General features: G+C 45.4%; 15 protein-coding genes. 10 read left to right on the top strand and 5 right to left on the bottom strand.

Annotated features, from left to right (window positions below; translation table 11 throughout):
- Positions 1–27 precede the first annotated feature (27 nt).
- Positions 28–588: a YybH family protein gene (locus tag V7S65_RS03190; RefSeq protein ID WP_336386214.1), complete on the bottom strand. Its 561-nt coding sequence runs from the start codon at positions 586–588 to the stop codon at positions 28–30.
- A 245-nt stretch (positions 589–833) separates the two neighbouring features.
- The gene (locus V7S65_RS03185) at positions 834–1,133 is read right to left on the bottom strand and encodes a hypothetical protein (RefSeq protein ID WP_339545133.1); all 300 of its coding nucleotides are present in this window, start codon (positions 1,131–1,133) and stop codon (positions 834–836) included.
- A gap of 108 nt (positions 1,134–1,241) precedes the next feature.
- Here V7S65_RS03185 and V7S65_RS03180 point away from each other — a divergent pair, with 108 nt between their 5' ends.
- The 10 genes from V7S65_RS03180 to V7S65_RS03135 all read left to right on the top strand — a co-directional run bounded on the left by V7S65_RS03180 (position 1,242) and on the right by V7S65_RS03135 (position 12,031).
- On the top strand, positions 1,242–1,679 hold the full coding sequence (locus V7S65_RS03180) for a thioredoxin family protein (protein WP_079468270.1): 438 nt from the start codon (positions 1,242–1,244) through the stop codon (positions 1,677–1,679).
- A 46-nt stretch (positions 1,680–1,725) separates the two neighbouring features.
- Positions 1,726–2,622, top strand: coding sequence for an FAD:protein FMN transferase (locus tag V7S65_RS03175; RefSeq protein ID WP_336386216.1), 897 nt, complete (start codon positions 1,726–1,728; stop codon positions 2,620–2,622).
- 1 nt (position 2,623) lies between these two features.
- On the top strand, positions 2,624–2,845 hold the full coding sequence (locus V7S65_RS03170) for a DUF4266 domain-containing protein (protein ID WP_336386217.1): 222 nt from the start codon (positions 2,624–2,626) through the stop codon (positions 2,843–2,845).
- Positions 2,846–2,861: 16 nt separating this feature from the next.
- Positions 2,862–4,082: a DUF3570 domain-containing protein gene (locus V7S65_RS03165; protein ID WP_336386218.1), complete on the top strand. Its 1,221-nt coding sequence runs from the start codon at positions 2,862–2,864 to the stop codon at positions 4,080–4,082.
- 48 nt (positions 4,083–4,130) lie between these two features.
- Positions 4,131–4,631 carry a heme-binding domain-containing protein gene (locus tag V7S65_RS03160; RefSeq protein ID WP_336386219.1) on the top strand — a complete coding sequence of 167 codons (501 nt, stop codon included), beginning with the start codon at positions 4,131–4,133 and terminating at the stop codon, positions 4,629–4,631.
- A 245-nt stretch (positions 4,632–4,876) separates the two neighbouring features.
- Positions 4,877–5,617: an SDR family oxidoreductase gene (locus V7S65_RS03155; protein ID WP_336386220.1), complete on the top strand. Its 741-nt coding sequence runs from the start codon at positions 4,877–4,879 to the stop codon at positions 5,615–5,617.
- 27 nt (positions 5,618–5,644) lie between these two features.
- Positions 5,645–6,562 carry a helix-turn-helix domain-containing protein gene (locus V7S65_RS03150; RefSeq protein WP_336386221.1) on the top strand — a complete coding sequence of 306 codons (918 nt, stop codon included), beginning with the start codon at positions 5,645–5,647 and terminating at the stop codon, positions 6,560–6,562.
- 297 nt (positions 6,563–6,859) lie between these two features.
- Positions 6,860–9,901, top strand: a complete 3,042-nt coding sequence (locus V7S65_RS03145; RefSeq protein ID WP_336386222.1) for a SusC/RagA family TonB-linked outer membrane protein — start codon at positions 6,860–6,862, stop codon at positions 9,899–9,901.
- A 28-nt stretch (positions 9,902–9,929) separates the two neighbouring features.
- A complete protein-coding gene (locus tag V7S65_RS03140) occupies positions 9,930–11,312 on the top strand; it encodes a SusD/RagB family nutrient-binding outer membrane lipoprotein (protein WP_079468277.1) in 1,383 nt (460 codons plus the stop codon).
- 164 nt (positions 11,313–11,476) lie between these two features.
- Positions 11,477–12,031, top strand: a complete 555-nt coding sequence (locus V7S65_RS03135; RefSeq protein WP_079468278.1) for an RNA polymerase sigma factor — start codon at positions 11,477–11,479, stop codon at positions 12,029–12,031.
- Positions 12,032–12,393: 362 nt separating this feature from the next.
- On the opposite strand, the gene V7S65_RS03130 is transcribed toward V7S65_RS03135, so the two are convergent.
- From V7S65_RS03130 to V7S65_RS03120, 3 genes are all read right to left on the bottom strand, one after another.
- Complete coding sequence (locus V7S65_RS03130) at positions 12,394–13,551, bottom strand: glycoside hydrolase family 130 protein (RefSeq protein WP_336386223.1); 1,158 nt, start codon at positions 13,549–13,551, stop codon at positions 12,394–12,396.
- On the bottom strand, positions 13,548–16,247 hold the full coding sequence (locus tag V7S65_RS03125) for a glycoside hydrolase family 2 protein (protein ID WP_336386224.1): 2,700 nt from the start codon (positions 16,245–16,247) through the stop codon (positions 13,548–13,550). Before V7S65_RS03125 ends, V7S65_RS03130 begins: the two co-directional genes overlap by 4 nt.
- Before the next feature lie 65 nt (positions 16,248–16,312).
- Positions 16,313–17,962, bottom strand: coding sequence for a RagB/SusD family nutrient uptake outer membrane protein (locus V7S65_RS03120; RefSeq protein WP_336386225.1), 1,650 nt, complete (start codon positions 17,960–17,962; stop codon positions 16,313–16,315).
- Positions 17,963–17,970 lie beyond the last annotated feature (8 nt).

The raw sequence follows: 17,970 nt of genomic DNA, 5'->3' as shown, positions 1-17,970 counted from the left end.
CGGATTTTTACGATGAATGATAATTATTTAAGGTTGGAGGTCCAGTACCGCTTTACCACTGAAAAGGTCGGCAGGCACCGAAACGTGCTCGTGCGAAATCAGCCATACGCCGTCAATTTTACGGAAGCCAAAAGTCAGGCGTTCCCAACGATCGACCTTTTGTCCGTTCGGCATTATTGTCTGTAGCCGGAGGAGCTGGCGGCTGAATGCCACGTCAGCACCCGTGACAATGCTCAGGTCGCGTGTCTCAAAATCGATAGGGTGCTGAAAAAAAGCGAATACTTGTTCCCAAACATTTCTATACGTATCCGTTCCCACCTGCTGCAGCGGGGGCACAATGTCGAACGCTACGAAATCCGGAGCGTAAAGAGACATCATCAGATTCAAGTCCTTAGTACGAAATGCCTTAATAAAATTGTCGATTTGTTGCCGAACCTGGGCTTCATCATTTGTTTTGTTTTTCCCGGTTGTCATTATTGCCTCCTTTTTTGATTTGCTTACAATTTGCGGTGCCTGAGCATAGTTTACACCCGGAAGTGTAATACCGCAGAGGATCATCAATCCAGAAATTGCTTTCCTTATGTTCATGGTCAAAAATTTGTTTCATTATAATAATGACCGGGAAAGCAAAAATTGGACAGCGGCAGGGGATTTTTTTTGTAAGCCGTCTTAAATCCATTAAAAATAAGTTCGAAATTTGCGCCAGGCGAGTCTCTACTAATCTTCCCTTCCTGAATACGGTTGATCTCCTTTTTCTTCGCGATATAAATGGTCGCCCTTTTCGCTTTTAAACTACAGAATCTCTTCAGAATTATCTCAGATATTGCCCGTTATTATAGCATATATAAAATAAAGTCGCCATTTACCTTACTATCTTCAGTACACCAGCTGTTAAAGAAATCATAACAATTAATGCCATTCGCATTGTTTGAGCAAATTACTACAAAGGAATAAACGGAAATGAAGAGGAACAAATTTTTGGCTGAACCTGGTATAAGTTCAGCAGCGGTGATCTTATCAACATATTTGGGATGTTCAAAGAATTCGGGAAGAAGAATTGCTCCATCCAACTTCCCATCAAATGCAGACTTTACACCTGACCTGACTTCGTTCACTAACGCTTCTCTGCTCATTAACGCTTCTGTTGCTACAGGACCAGCCAACCTTTCCCTCGTTGCATATAAAACGCAGTTCACGGGATCATACTTACGGATTTACACTTAAATAATTGTAACAATAATATGAAATTATTAATCTCCTTGTTTTTGGTTTTCATGGGTTCAGGTTTGACCTGGTCAGGTAATTTCCAGGAAACACAAAGGGCCGCCCTTACGTCACATAAGTTGATCCTGATTAATTTTTCGGGATCTGACTGGTGTGGACCATGTATCCGTCTCAGACAAGAAATTCTGGAGTCGAAAACTTTTGAAGACTATGCTGCCTCACATCTTTTACTCGTGCGGGCAGACTTTCCCCGCCAGAAGAAAAATCAACTGAGTAAAGCACAGGTGCAACTGAACGAAGCCCTCGCAGATAAATATAACCCGGAAGGAAAGTTTCCCTATACATTGCTGGTAGATGAAAATGGCAAGGTGCTAAAGGTTTGGGATGGATTTCCCGGCGGAACACCGGAAAGATTCGTTGGAGAAATAAATGTCATAGCGCGTGATTCACACTAATCGTTCAACAACCGGGCAACAACTATATAAACGGGTCACAAAGCTCATGGGGAACCGCTTTGAGTTCAGTGTGGTCTGTGAAGATGAAACCGGGGCGGAAGAACATATCCAGGCAGCCATTTCTGAAGTTGAACGTATTGAAAAACTGCTGACTACCTTCAGTAAGGATAGCCAGACCAGCGAAATAAACCGTCAGGCGGGAGTGCAACCTGTAAAAGTTGATAAGGAAGTATTTGATCTTATAAACCGGTCATTAAAAATATCCTCCCTCACTCAGGGCGCATTTGATATTACTTACGGAGGTATTGATAAAAGCCTCTGGAATTTCGACATAAATATGAAGACATTACCCGATCCGCTCCTTGCAAAAGAGGCGGTCAGGTTGATTAATTACAGGAATGTTATCCTCGATGCAAATACCAGTACTGTTTTTCTGAAAGAAGCTGGTATGAGGATAGGCTTTGGGGGAATTGGTAAGGGGTATGCGGCAGACCGTGCGAAAATGATTCTTCAGACCAGGGGCGTTAAAAGCGGTATTGTTAATGCTGCCGGCGATCTGATTACCTGGGGAACGCAACCCGGTGGTAAACCCTGGACTATTGCCATCGCTGACCCCGATCATTCGAGGACACCTTTCTCTACGCTTAACATCAGTAACGTGGCCATCGCCACTTCCGGCAATTATGAGAAGTATGCTATCATAGATGGCCGGAAGTATTCGCATACGATTGATCCCGCCACAGGCTTCCCTGTATCAGGAATAAAAAGCGTCAGTATCATCTGCCCCAGTGCAGAACTTGCGGATGCAATGGCTACCCCTGTAATGGTAATGGGGGTAAAGGTGGGCCTCGATCTCATTAATCAGATGCAACAAATTGCCTGCATAATCATAGATGAACACCATCGTGTTTTTTGTTCCAATAATATAAACATAAAAAAGTGATATGAAGAGAAGTGTTTGCTTAATACTGCTTGTTGCCTTTTTCCCTTTGGTTCATAGCTCCTGTACCACTGTGAAGGCTTATCAAAAAAACAAGTTAAATGATGCAGAAATGGATCTGTCGGCACGAAAGTCACAGAAATTTGAGCAAAGCTTTCAGCTATACAGGGAAGGCGGTTCTGGCGCCAATGGTGGAAAAAGCGGTGGTGGATGCGGTTGTAACTAAACTTAAAAAGCAGTAAATGAGACGATTAAATCTGAGTGTGCTGGCGTTATACCTGGGTATATTGACCTCACACGCGCAGGCACAGGAAAAACAAACAACAGACACCTCTAACTATCAATCGCGGAAACTCCGTTTGGATGAAGTAAATATAGTGTCCGCCTATTACACACAGGATGGAAATAACTCCGCAGTAACGGGTGGCATCGGCACAGAGAAACTCACGGATTTCGCCAATACCTTCGATGTACAGCTTTCAAAGTTTAACAAAAAGGGACATAAACATACCTTCCTGTTCGAATTGGGGATTGATCATTATACTTCTGCATCGTCTGACAAAATAGATCCCCAGAGTATTTCTTCTGCATCCAGTTCTGATACACGGATCTATCCGTCCTTAAACTGGACCAATACAAATATAAAAACCGGCAATGCTTTTGGAATAACAGCCTCCTATTCCCATGAATTCGATTATCAATCGTTTGGTGGAGGTATAAACCTGACAAGCGTTTCCAAAGATAAAAACCGGCAGTTTGATTTCAAGCTACAGGCGTTCCTGGATAGATGGAAGGTGATATTACCAATTGAGTTGCGGCCACCCGGTTATGGTTCCGGATCAGAGGGTGATCAACGCGCCCTGGACTATAGGCCCAGGAATTCTTTCAGTGCTTCTTTTGGTTTATCACAGGTGATCAATTCACGACTGCAAGCTATGCTCATTGTTGAACCGTCCTATCAGCATGGTTTGTTGGCAACCAGGTATCAGCGTAATTATTTTACCGACGGATCGGAACGGATAGAAAATCTTCCGGACAATCGCTATAAATTGCCGGTAGGTATCAGGCTTAATTATTTTCTTGCCGACCGCTTTATTATACGCACCTTCTATCGTTACTATATGGATAGCTGGGGTATCAGGGCACATACTGCTGAAATTGAGGTACCTGTCAAACTGACTTCTTTTGTATCTTTAACTCCATTTTATCGATACAACAAGCAACAAGGTACCCGTTATTTTGCCCCCTTCGGCCAGCATAATCCTGCAGACACCTATTATACCAGCGATTATGACCTGTCTACACTTCATAGCAGTTTCGCAGGAGGGAATATACGGTTATCGCCCCCCAAAGGCGTCTTAGGTTGGCAGCATTTTAACTCGTTAGAGTTGAGGTATGGACATTATATGCGTTCCACGGGTTTAAATAGTGACATTGTAACCTTAGCATTAAAATTTAAGTAGTTATCTGACTTAAAAAACATAAAATTGTATATTCAAGATTGATTTTATATGAAAAATAAGAAAATCATCCTATGGATAATATTGCTGATAGCTGTTTTGATACAATTTTTTCGTCCGGCAAGAAATATATCTTCTTCAGCACAGCCCTATGATATAACAACTGCCTACAATACTTCTGCAGAAGTAAAGAATATATTAAGCCGGGCCTGTAATGACTGTCATAGTAACAATACCGTTTATCCCTGGTATGCAGAAATACAACCGGTAGCCTGGTGGATGAACAAACATGTGAAAGATGGAAAACACGATCTTAATTTTAACGAATTCACAAACAATCCAATTTCCCGGCAGTATAAAAAACTGGGAGAAAGCGCCGAGATGGTAAATGAAGGGGAAATGCCGTTGTCGTCTTATACCATCATTCACGCGAATGCCAGATTAACCGCACCTGAAAAGAAACTTCTTATCGACTGGTGTGAAGGAATACGCAGCAAGATGAAGGAAAAATATCCAGCGGATAGCTTTGTTGTTAAGAAGAGAAAAGCATAAGCCAAAGAAATAAATAAAGCCTGCCAGATTGAAACCTTTTTTTGTTAGTAAAAAGGAAAAAAGTATGTTAATCTGTATTCCTTTCTAAAAAAAAGATCATTTAGTATCTATTGTACACCGGATCGCCCGGAACGGGCGTGGGAGAAAAATTCCCCAATTACCAACCTGGCTACAGCATTTACCAATGCGGCTATTCACGACCGAGCAAAATACAACAGCTTTGTGGTTCAATAAATATCAGCATCATGAGTAATCTGATCGAAGGTAAAGTAGTCGCTATTTCCGGAGCAGGCAGTGGCATTGGAAAAGCAATCGCCATTAATTTGTCAAAGCTGGGCGCCAGGGTTGTTCTCGGAGGTCGCCGGAAGGAATTACTGGAAGCCGTAGCCAAAGAAATTAATCAAACAGGAGGTGAAGCGATAGCGGTAATGATGGATGTAAGATATCGGGCTGATGCCGGGCAATTGATAGCAGCCGCTGTGACAAAGTATGGCCGGCTGGATGTGCTTGTGAATAATGCAGGCGTGGCTCAGCTAAGCCGTATAGATGAACTGGATGTAGCAGGTTGGGAAGATATGATTGACATCAACCTGAAAGGAGTACTATATTGCATGGCAGCGGCGATACCTGTTTTCAGGCAGCAGCAATCCGGGCATATTGTTAACATCATTTCCACTTCAGGAATAAAGATTGTACCCACGCAAGGTGTATATGCCGCAACAAAGAATGCTGTACGAACCCTCACAGAAGCCTTCCGCCAGGAATCCGACGGTACTATCCGGATAACGGGCATTTCGCCGGGCGTTGTAAAAACTGATTTCTCCCACAACATGAAAAATCCACAGATGCGGGAAGCCGTTGCTTCTTCTATGGAACAGCTGGCCATTAGTCCGGATGCGATTGCCGGGGCCGTGGCGTATGCTATTAGTCAGCCTGCAGATGTTGAAGTGGGCGACATTGTTATTCGTCCTGCCCGCCAGAATTAGTATATTCGTTTATACAACAGAAGTAATATGAATCTATCAACGCCAGATATCTGTATAATCAGCAGCATCTCAGAACTGATGCGTGATCTGGGGCAGCCGGAGCCCTTGCATCCGCTGATTGGCCTGATCGATTATAACCAGGTACAACCAGGCAATATGGAGAAGGGAAAGAAGATCTGTCTTGATCTGTATAAAATCTCCTTTAAAACGGCTTTCAGCGGACAAGTGAAATATGGCCAGGGATATTATGATTTTGAAGAAGGAGGTCTGGCGTTTATAAAACCCCGGCAAATTGTTTTTTCGCCGGATGATATATCAAGCTATGAGGGATATGCCCTGTTTTTTCATCCTGACTTTATCAGGGGCTATCCGCTCAATAATTTCATCGACAATTATGGTTTCTTTTCCTATTCCACCTCGGAAGCGCTATTCCTGTCGCACAAGGAAAAAGGCATAATCAGTAATTTATTTGCAACCATCGCTGCGGAATTAGAAAATAACATTGATGCTTTCAGTCAGTCTATCCTCGTTTCGCAAATAGAGCAACTGCTGAATTACAGCAACCGGTTTTATAACCGTCAGTTTATTACCCGCAAAAGCATTAACAACGAAATAGTAACTTCCCTGGATAATTTACTGGCCCAGTATTTCAGTGAAAATAAAGGACTGAAAAACGGGCTTCCTTCCGTGCAGTATGTTTGCGGGCGGTTGCAGTTATCCATGCGTTACCTCAGCGACCTGCTAGGCTCGATTGCCAGGATGACCACACAACAGTACATTCAGCACAAGGTGATCGAACACTCAAAAGACCTGTTAACCACTACCTCACTATCTGTAGCAGAGATAGCGTACCAGTTAGGATTTGAACATCCACAATCCTTCAACAAGCTTTTTAAATCCAAAACAAGCCATTCACCTCTTGAATACAGGCAATCATTCAATTGAGTGCCCGTTTTTGCGTGCAACCCTGATGCTACCCCGGTTCTTCCATCCCGCCCGCAGTGAATATCTAAAATTAGTGTCAAAATAACGCTTATAAAAAAAGCTACTCTCCTTCTTATTCAGATTATTGTCGATATGACATTTAACATACGTGTATATTAATACACGTAACGGTTTTTGGGATAATATACGTTTACAATTGGTTAATTATTCTGAATCCATATTTACGGCTTACACCTACTTTTATTCTGCTAACTATTCTATGGAGGCCTTCAACCTGTCAACCAAACGTTCAATCAAATGGCACTATCAGCAAAATCAGCAGTATCAGGATGCTTCGTACCACTATGTGTGGTATGTTTTCTCGTTCTCTTCTCCTTTTCTGCGTCTGCGCAGAAGAGAGCGATTACGGGCACTGTCGCCGATTCATCCGGCACGCCTGTTATTGGCGCCACCGTCAGGGAAAAAGGTGGCAAGGCCGTCACCACCTGTGGCGCCGACGGTACCTTTAAATTAACTGTAGATGAAAAAAATTCGCTGGTCATTTCCAGTATCGGGTTCCTCAATACGGAAGTACCGGTAGGCAGCAAAACAACGTTCGCCATTACTTTAACCAGCAACACCTCCGCGCTGAATGCAGTGGTAGTAACGGCATTGGGCGTAAAACGGGAAAAGCGCAACCTTACCTTCAGCTCCCAGCAACTGAATGGCGAGGAACTGTTAAAAACGAAGGAACCCAACCTGGTGAATACACTGGCCGGCAAGGTACCGGGCATACAGATCACCAGTTCCTCCGGCAATGCAGGGGCCTCCTCCCGCATCGTTATCAGGGGCAACTCTTCTCCAACCGGGGAAAACCAGGCGTTATTTGTAATTGACGGCGTGCCGGTGGATAACAGTGAAACCGGCAATATCGGCGGCGGGGCGGCGGGCTCCGGCGTAAACCGCATCGCAGATATTGATCCTGCTATTATTGAAAATGTGAACATCCTGAAAGGTGCCGCCGCTACTGCGTTGTACGGTTCTTCCGGCGCCCGTGGCGTGGTACTCATTACCACCAAAAACGGCGGTGTGGATAAAAAACCGGTGTTCAATTTTTCGTCAGATGCTTCGTTTGAGCATCCGCTGTTGCCGGAACGCCAAAATATTTACGGACAGGGTACCACCAGTATCTTTTATAACGGTGAGGATGCCGACAGGAAAACAAGCCTTTCCTGGGGCCCACGCATGGATACCCTCAAAGTAAACGGTCAACCGGCTCCTACCTACGACCCGTACGATTTTTTCCGTACCGGTATTACTACCAACAATACTATTTCTGCCTCCGGCAGTAACAATAATTCCAACTACTTTCTCAGCTACTCCTATTTCAACCAGAAAGGCGTAATGCCGGGAAATGACTTTAAGCGGCATTCCTTTTTTGCCAAGTACAATTCCAGGATAGGCAAGTATGTAAACACTACTTTCCAGATGGGATACAACAACTCAAAACAGGACAGGCTCCCGGAAGGCGCCAGCAACGGGCCGTTGTTTGTACTGCTGCTGCAGCCGGTATCGTGGAATCCGTACCCGGTACTCATGCCGGACGGCACCCAGCGCGGCTACCGCTATTCCAGGAATATGCCCCTGTGGACGCTCGACAATATCAGCAACGATTCAAAAGTTAACAGGTTTCTCCCGGTATTTACGGCCAATATCACTCCTACCAGCTGGCTTACAATTACAGAAAGACTGGGCGCGGATATTTACACGGAGTCCGATAAGTACATAGAACATCCAAGTCCGCAGATCGGGCTCACAGGACAGATCAGGAACCAGAACATCAACTTCCGGCAATTCAATAATGACCTGATCATCAACGCCACAAAAACATTTGGCAAATTCAATGTGAACCTGCTGCTCGGCAATAATATCTATACTACTTACATCCAGTATATGAATATTAATGGCACCGGGTTAAACATCAACGATTTTAACAACTTATCATCCGGCAGCACCATCACCGGTACTGAAAGTTATACCCAGACCAGGAAAGTAGGCTTCTACTCACAGGCTAATATTGAGTACAACCGCTTCCTTAACCTGTCTTTAACCGGCAGGTACGACGGCAGTTCCGTGCTCAATCCCGATAAAAACTTCTACCCTTACGGATCTGCTGCTGCCAGCTTTATCTTCTCCGAATTCCTGGGGCCGAAGGCTTCCAATATCATAAACTTCGGAAAGGTGCGGCTGAGTTATGCTACAGTAGGTAACGACGGCGTAGGGGCGTACGCGTTATCTACTCCTTATGTACAGGCAGGCAGGAACACGAATGCCGGTTTTTTCCAATTCCCGTTCCAGGGGCAGCAGGGATTTTTACTGACAACCGCGCTGGGTAACCCAACGCTCATCAATGAACGGCTCAATGAATATGAAGCAGGACTTGAAATGCGTTTCCTGAACGATAGGATCAGCTTTGAAGGATCTTATTTTAGCCGCCGCTCCAAGAATGGACTCATACCAGGTTCACAAATCACCAATGCCACCGGCTACAGCAATACCACTTTTAACTCAGCAGAAATATCCAACAAAGGGATAGAGCTGCTGCTGGGCGCTACTCCGGTGAAGACAAAAGATTTCAGCTGGAATATTACCCTGAACTTTTCGAAGATCAAAAACGAAGTGCTTACCCTGGGACCAGACATTGACCAGCTGGGACGCCTGATCAAAGGGCGACCTTATAACGTCTTCTATGGCAATCGTTATAAACGTGCCAGCAACGGAGAACTGCTTATCGACGCCGGTGGCTTACCGGTAGTAGATCCGCAACAGGGCATTGTAGGAGATATTAACCCTGATTGGCTGGCCGGTATGGATAACAGCTTCCGCTATAAACAGTTCAGCCTTTCCTTTTTCTTCGACATGAAAAAAGGCGGCGATGTGCAAAATGATGTAGAGTCAGCCGGTTTCTACTACGGCACTGCGAAGGTAACTGCTACCCGCGGTAGCATGGTGGTGAAAGGCATCAGCGAAGTGGATGGAAAGCCTAACACTGTGGCAGTAGACGCGCAAACTTACTACCAAACCAGGCAATACGAATCTACCATCCAGGATGGTACTTATATCAAGCTGCGGAATGTAAGTCTCTCTTACCTCCTGCCGGGTTCCTTCCTGGCTAAAACACCATTCAAATCTGCTTCGCTGGCAGTATCCGGCAGAAATCTCTGGATCTACAGTCCGCATTTTACCGGTGCTGATCCGGAAGTAAGTTCCTATGGCACGGGCAACAGCTCACAGGGCATCTATGCGTTTTCCACGCCTACAGCACGCTCTATCAACTTTTCACTGAAATTCAGTTTTTAGTATGCCAGCACCACTAAAATTTATCAACATGAAAAAGTCTCTTTATATACTGCTGCTCACGGGTCTTTGTTTACAGGGATGCAAAAAATTCCTGGACGTAAACACCGATCCCAACAATCCGGTAGATGTGCAGGAATCACTGATCCTGGCGCCGGCGGAACTGAACATTTCCGACAATATCCAGGGTGGCAACGCCGGTATCATTATACAAAACTATGTACAGAACATTGCTGCCAACCAGCTGAATCCTTATGTAGGCAGTTACCAGTTATTTAATATTGATATGGATGGCGACTGGTCCAACTTCTACGTAACCTCGCTCAACAACCTGATCACCCTGAATAAAAAAGCGGAAGCGAATAACAACTGGAATTATGCGGCCATTGCCAAAATACTCACCGCTTACACCCTGGGCACGGCTACGGATTTCTGGGGAGATATTCCTTATTCCAAAGCGTTTACCAGCGGCGTTTTCACAGTGCCTTACGACAAACAGGAAGATATCTACAAAAATATCCAGTCGTTGCTCACCGATGCCATTGCTAATATCGATAAAAACAGCAGTCCCAAAAGCCCCACCGGCGACGACTACTTCTACAACGGCAATATGAACGCCTGGCGCAAGCTCGCATGGTCGCTGAAAGCCAGGTATTACCTGCATCTCACCAAAGCACCCGGGTATACTGCCAAAGCGCAGGCCGAAAGTGCGATAGCTGCTTTAAAGCAAGGCATGACATCCAACACAGACGATCTTAAATTCAATTACGCAGGCGCAGCAGGATCGGAAAATATCTGGTACCTCACCTTTACGCCGGTAACCACCTACGTGATGAATGCCACACTGATAGATTCATTGCGTAACCGGAATGATCCCCGGCTGTCAAAGATGATTGCTCCCGCCACGGCAACAGGATTATATACCGGCAGAAAGATCGGTACGCCCACAGGAGACCTGGCGAAGTACTCTTACCCCGCTGCATTCTATGGCGCCAAAGCATCTTCCAATTATATATTCAATTATTCTGAAACACTATTCATACAGGCAGAAGCCCTGCTGATCACCAGTGGTTACGCCGCAGCACAGCCGGTGTATGTAAATGCGATCAACTCCCATCTGTCAAAACTCGGGATTGATACTACCTCCGCTGCCGCCACCGCCTATGTAAACAGCCGTAAACTAACCAGCAGCAATGCACTACAGCTGATCATGGAAGAAAAAGCAGTAGCTAATATCTTCAATTTTGAAACGTACAACGACTGGAGAAGAACCGGTTTCCCGAAATTGCAGAAAGTAGACGGCGCATTGATAGATATCCCCCGCCGGTTATTATATCCGCAAAGCGAGATATTAACAAATGCACAACCGCAACAAACAGCTATCCAGAGTACAAAGATTTGGTGGGATAATTAAAACAGGCATTCCCGGCATACATTTAAAATCCGCTCCAGTAGCGGATTTTATTTTTTTAGCCACTACCAGGGAAAGCCCCGGCAAATCATCCGTTAAATAATTTTAAGTTTGTGGGTGATAAAACGCGCTTTCCGGTATATAGTATTGACTAAGTTCATAATTGTATGCAAACAATATCAGACAATGCCCTGCTTAATATGCTTAGAAGTGAGGATAACGCTTCTTTTGAGATATTGTATCAATACTATTTTCCTACTATTGCCACCTATATTATTAATAACTACGGGCAAAATGAGGATGCGGAAGATATTTTCCAGGAAGCAATTATTGTATTGCTTCAAAAAGTGAGACAACCCGGTTTCTTACTTACCGCCTCCCTGAAAACGTATCTTTTCTCCATTGCCAGGAACCTCTGGCTAAAATATCTGCGGGATAATAAGTTGCTGCCCGTAGAAGATGTATCCGTGTATTCATGCACAACAGAAGATTTTCCAATAGAACTGCACCAGGAAAAAAGTAAGGATGAAAAAGTACAATCCTGGATATCCAGGATCACAGGGCATTGCCAGCGCATTTTAAAAGCCATCTTCTTTTACCGGGACCCCATAGAGGTATTAATGAAAAGAATGGGCTGGAAAAACAGGCATACAGCCGCCAACCAGCAATATAAATGCATTCAACAGGTGAAGAAAATAAAGGCAAAAGAAGAAGGCAGATAGTTTTTTGGGTGATAAATTCCGGGAACCGGTATTAATAGGAAATCATCTTTAAACGGTTAAATTATGTCTGCAAAAACAAAAATCACGCTTTGTATTGTCTCTTTGGTATTAACAGGTATTTGCCTTTATCATTTCTTTGGTTGATAAAAAAACGGTTAAAATGAAAACAGCTGTCAATATTTGGGGAATAAGGGAATATGAGGGAGATGGTAAGACCTGCCCTCTTATTCCCGCTCATCTGCCCTGGTATAAGAAAGTGACCTTAACATTTTTCCGTTTCGGGGTGTGCCCCCTCTGCATTACTATGAGTGTATCGTATAGTATTGGCAAGTTTTTCAGGAGAATGAAAAGGTGAAAAATGTTTACCGGGCAACGTCCTCAACAGGATCCGAATCTGCCGGGTGCTTTGGATCATAAATGGCAACTCCTACCCTTGAGTCGGCACAGCCGTAGTAGAGGTGCCATTTATGTTTAAACCATACCATCCCCTCAATAAAAACGGTTCCGCTTAAATACTGGCCCCGTTTTTCGAAAGCCTCACGGGGCCTGAAAAATGGCACGTCAAGCCGCGCAATCAAACGGGTTGGTTCGGCTTTGTCAAATAGCATCTGACCGGCACTGTATGATCCCTCCCCAAAGCGTTTATCGCCTTTGGCTGCATCGTTCCGGCCATTGTATAACAGGACGATGCCTTTATCTGTAAGCAAGGCAGGAGGGCCGCATTCGGTCATGTCGCTATCGAAATAACCTTTCCGGGGAGATGCCAGGATCAGCAACTCGCCTTTGTCATCAACCAAAGGTTGCCAATCGGTAAGGTTAGTAGATGTGGCAGCATACACATGCCGCTCGCCCCAATACATGAAATACTGGCCGTTTAGCCTGGCAATAACCTGTTTATTACCCTTAACCTGGGTTAAGATAGATGCCGATTTAGTAGCGATGTTGAAGAATCTTCCATTATAGGCGTCCTGAAAAAGAGGCCCGTGCTTGGTCCAATGCACCAGGTCTTTTGAGGTAGCTGCTGCCAAACGCGGCACCTTACGGTTCCATTGGGTATACAGCATTACATAGGTGCCATCTTCGGTCATTGCTATTCGCGGATCTTCGCAACCACCAGGCCATTCAAATGTTTTCTGATCATCATCTGCCGGGAAAAGAACGGGTTCACTTTTTCGTTTGAAATGAAGGCCATCCTTGCTTTCGGCATAGCCAAGGCGTGATGTACGGGTACCAATCTTTACGCCGCTGTTATCTTCAGCCCGGTAAATGACCACTACTTTACCATCTTTAACCGCCGCCCCCGGGTTAAAGGTATCGTTGATCTCCCACTTTATTTCTGACATGCTCATTGGGTCGGTGAAGATGGCTGTAGAATCCGGTGAGATGATGGGATTCTTCCCCGGTGGTCTTGAAAAACCACCCAAAGCCCAATCAGGCAAAGTATTGGCAGTTTGAGCGAGCGTTATCTGGGTGATAAAAAACGACAGCATAAGAACGCTGCTGAAATATCTTTTAATCATAAGGTAATCTTTATACTTTTTGAATTAAATGCACCAGTGACCAGCACCAGGTTTTTATAATTGATTTCCGCCGGAATTTCAATATCAACATATTTAACTTCACCGGGTAACAGGGAAAAGAAATTATCTGAATAAAAAGCTGGTGTAACACTGCTTCCGTCGGTATGCGCTAATTTTAACCGGGTGAAGAAAGACAGTGCGGCTGAAGGATTAGCAACGGTTACTTTGAGCAACATCTTTTTCTCCCTGATCTCCTTTTTAACCGATACATTCAGATTTGCCTTTTTCAGTTTATTGATGTCTGCAAACCCTGATACAGCGGGCCCCGTCATTGTCCATGCACCTTTATAACTATCTTTTGAACGCCAGTAGAATGCATCATTGATCAACCGGCCATGTTCATCTTTTAGTGTTAATTTGATAAAATGTACCTGGGTGATATTCTCAGGAAAATCAATCTTAATAACATCATTCACTACGCCATCTGCAGGAATATTTATAGTTGTCAATTTTTTTCTTACCGGCTGCGCATCGAGGTCATAAACTGTGGCTTCTACCGTGTAACCGGTAAACGGCCTGCGATAATCATTGTAAACCGAAACGGAATTCTTCAGGTAATCGAACTGAGGATGAAGCGGAGCCAGGGCATTCTGCGAATAATACAGGGCAGCAGTGGGTTCCAGGTACCAGTCGTACATGCGGGAAGCGGTTTGCGGAAGCGGACTGTTATGATACCAGAACAGAAAGCCCGAAGTCCAGCGATCTCCATAACTGAATTTATTGTAGTTCCAGACTTCCCATATAGCCCTGAAATTCAACGCGCCAACCAGCTGTGCTTTTTTTGCATATTCCTGTATGGAAGAAGATTCACCAAACTCATTTACAGCCTGCCGGTATTGGGTGTTCACCTGGTGAAACCCGTTGCCATCAAGATAGGTCCACACGGAATCATTAATCGGCCACAGGTCTTTTTCCGGCATCATGCGCTTTAACGATTCATACACCGGTGTGCAGGGCGCTCCGTATTCCGGGTTAAAGCCATCAACCCGGCTGCCCCGCCGCGATGCAGTGTTTTCAAAATATTGCATCGGATTTTCATATTTGTAGGGGCTGCCATCGTGCACACCGCAACATTCGGATTGTTCCTGGTAACCGTGCGTATCATCCAAAGAAAGAATCAGCTTACCTTCTCCCGGCATCTCTTTAGATTCATTGGCGCCAACGTAATAAGCCACCGATGCATGGTTGCGTATTCTTTTGACGGTGCTTTTCACGTTTTCCAGGTACAATGCAGTGTCTGCAGGCATCCGGGTATCTCCCGTTATCCAGAACTCGTTCCAGACCAGCAAGCCAAAGCGGTCGCACAGCTCATAAAAATAATAAGATTCGGCAACGCCGCCGGCCCAGAGCCGCAACAGGTTTATGCCCGCCTGACGTGTATAGCGCAGCTCGGAATACGTTCGTAGCCTGCTGTTACGCAGCATGGCTTCGGGCACCCAGTTTGTGCCGCGGATAAATACCGGCTGACCATTCACCAGGAAGCGACGCGATTTATCGGGTGTTTGCCGATCCGTAGTGACAGTACGTACACCAAATTGTGTATGCACATGGTGGCTTTCCTTATTCTGCACAATTGCACGCAGATCAAGATCATAGAGATAAGGCTCGCCCTTATTAACCGGCCACCATAACCTGGGATGCTGCAGTGTCAGCGCTTTAAATTCCTCCGGTGTAAATACCAGTGTCCTGGTTTCATGAGGCGCTAATGAAAAAGGCGCTGAGAACTTAATACCTGGTTGGGTGATGCTGCCGGTAATGATACCTTGCCTCGGCTGATCTGATGCATTACTAACTTCTACCGAAATGGTTTCCCTGGCCGATGTTGTATCGGGCAGCGGCAGTGAAGTTTTTACAAATGGATGCGCGAGGATTACATCACCGGTAGCAAAAAGCTCAACATCCCGCCAGATTCCGGTATTGCGGTCACGAATACCATCGGGCGCGGTAAAGTCCCAGCCCACGCTCATCAGCATGCTCACGTTTTTGCCCATCTCACCGTCGCCACCGTTATGATTTTCGCCAACAGCGCCGGTTCGTTTTGCGCCGGCTTTATCATATGCACCCGGAAAATCTACCGGCTGCACATCTACCGCCAACACATTTTTACCCTTTAAATCAGCCAGGGTTGTAATGTCAAAAGACCGGTCATTGAACATGCCTGCCATATCACCCAGCCTGGCGCCATTTAACCAGATGGTGCAACGGTAATTAATGCCATTGAACTTAAGCCAGATACGTTTCCCTTTATAGGAAGCAGGAACACGAAAATCGGTTCTGAACCAATAATGGTAAAACTCCCGGCCGGCATCGGCTATATCCGGAATGAGATTTCGCTTTTTGCGGTTGTTGTCGCCATAGTAAGGATCGGGATAAATTTTATTCGCTACCAGGTTGGTTAATACGGTACCGGGCACCTGTGCCGGCAACCATGCTTTGCTATCGTAATTAACAGATGATATGTCATCGCCTTTCCCTGTTTTGGCCGCTTGCTGCATCTGCCAGCGAATGGTTTCCCCGGAGTTTAGAAAGAGAGATAGATCTGCCGTGGGCCGGCAAAGGTACGCTGGCTGTTGAGCGCCTGCCGGCAACCAGGCGAGCGCTATAAAAACCAGCCAGAAAAAAACGTTCCGTTTCATTGTAAAAGCATCCGATATAAAGGAAGAAACGTCCGCGGAAATGATCCGCGGACTTTGTTATAAGATCAATACCCGGCATTTTGCGGATACTTGTCGCCGGTGATGGTTCTGTCTATCTGACTTTGAGGAATTGGTCTAAGCATATGCTTGTCTTTAATATTCACCCCGGCATCCGGGTTATGTAATTTCACCCGTTCTATCAGTTTCTTTGTTCTTACCAGATCCAGCCAGCGGGTTTGTTCACCGGCTAACTCACGTGCACGCTCATCCAGGATATAGTCCAGTGTAACGTCAGCCGGCGTAATAGACATGGCTGCAGCGTTTCCGGTGGGATATGCTGCGCGTCCGCGTACAACATTAATATATTTGGCAGCGCTGGCATTATCACCAATATTGAAAGCCGCTTCGGCTGCCAGCAAATAGGTTTCGGCCAGGCGGTAAGCAATCACCGGCCTTACCGACGGATCATTAATACTCGCCCTTTTGGTATCCTGGTATTTGAGCATGGTTGGAAATAGCTGCAGGGTATAATTCCGTGGCGGCACAAGCAGGTAGCGTGAAGCGGTAATATCGGCATTGCTGACATCCACTCCGGGCATATAAATAGCCGTATCGCCAAGTGCATATTTGGGAACACCATTTACCTTAGGAATTTTGTCGGCAGCATTAGATAGCCATACCGACTGAAATGTTTTGTAATACCGGGTGTCGTTTGTTTTATCGGCAAAGCAGGTATCGCTCATCCAGCGGGTCAGTTCTACGCGCGCAAACGGACGGCCATAGGCCATAGAGCGAACCAGGCCCGGGAAATTTTCATACCCCATTACATAGTGAAAATTCAACTCACTGCTATTGTTATTATAAGTAAGATTGGTAGTATGTTGTACACTCCAAAGTACCTCCTTGCTTCCTTCATTACCTTCTGCATATACAGATCCAAAATCCGGCAGCAGCGCAAGACCTAAGCCCGCACTATTATCAATCAGCCCCTTCGCGGTGGAATAAGCATTCTGAAAATCGTCAGATTGTTTGGCTTCAGAGTATGCCCTGGTCAGGTATACCTTTGCCAGCAAGTGTGATGCAGCAGCCGCGGTAGCCTTACCAGGCAATACGCCGTTTTGCACAGGACTTGGCGGCAACCCGGCAATCGCATCTTTTAAGTCCTGGATAATGAAGTTGTAAACATCACTGACAGGCGCCCTGGTAGCGCTTGTACTGGGTTCTGCAATAAAATGGGTATTAAGCGTAACAGGCCCCCAAAAACGGACAAGCACGAAATAATAGTTTGCGCGCAGAAATTTAGCTTCCGCAATTTTTTGTTTAACCGTGGCCGCATCAAGACCGGTAACTGCGGGTCCGTTGTCAATAATACCATTGCAGTTATTGATGTAGGTGTAACAGGCATTCCAGATGCCGGAAACCCAGCCACTGCTGGCGTCGAAGCTGCTTGAATAAATATTGAAATCATTATTGCCGCCACCGCCGGATTTGAACTCATCAGTGCCCGGTACAGTCATCGTCATAAAGTTTTCGGTTCCCCATATATTCCGGTTACCCGCGTACGCGGCATCCAAGCCGGACTGAAAGCCCTGCGCTGTATTGAAATACTGTGGAGTCAGCCCCGAATGTGGTTCTTCTATTAATTGTTTGTTACAGCTCAAACTAAAAAAAGTAATTGCTGCCAGTGGAATAGATTTATATATGCTGGATCTCATCGTGATAA

The organism is Chitinophaga sp. CCNWYY40, from assembly GCF_037483205.1.
GTDB lineage: Bacteria > Bacteroidota > Bacteroidia > Chitinophagales > Chitinophagaceae > Chitinophaga > Chitinophaga ginsengisegetis.
The sequence above is the reverse complement of the archived record's forward strand: the minus strand, read 5'-3'. Positions and strand labels throughout refer to the sequence as shown.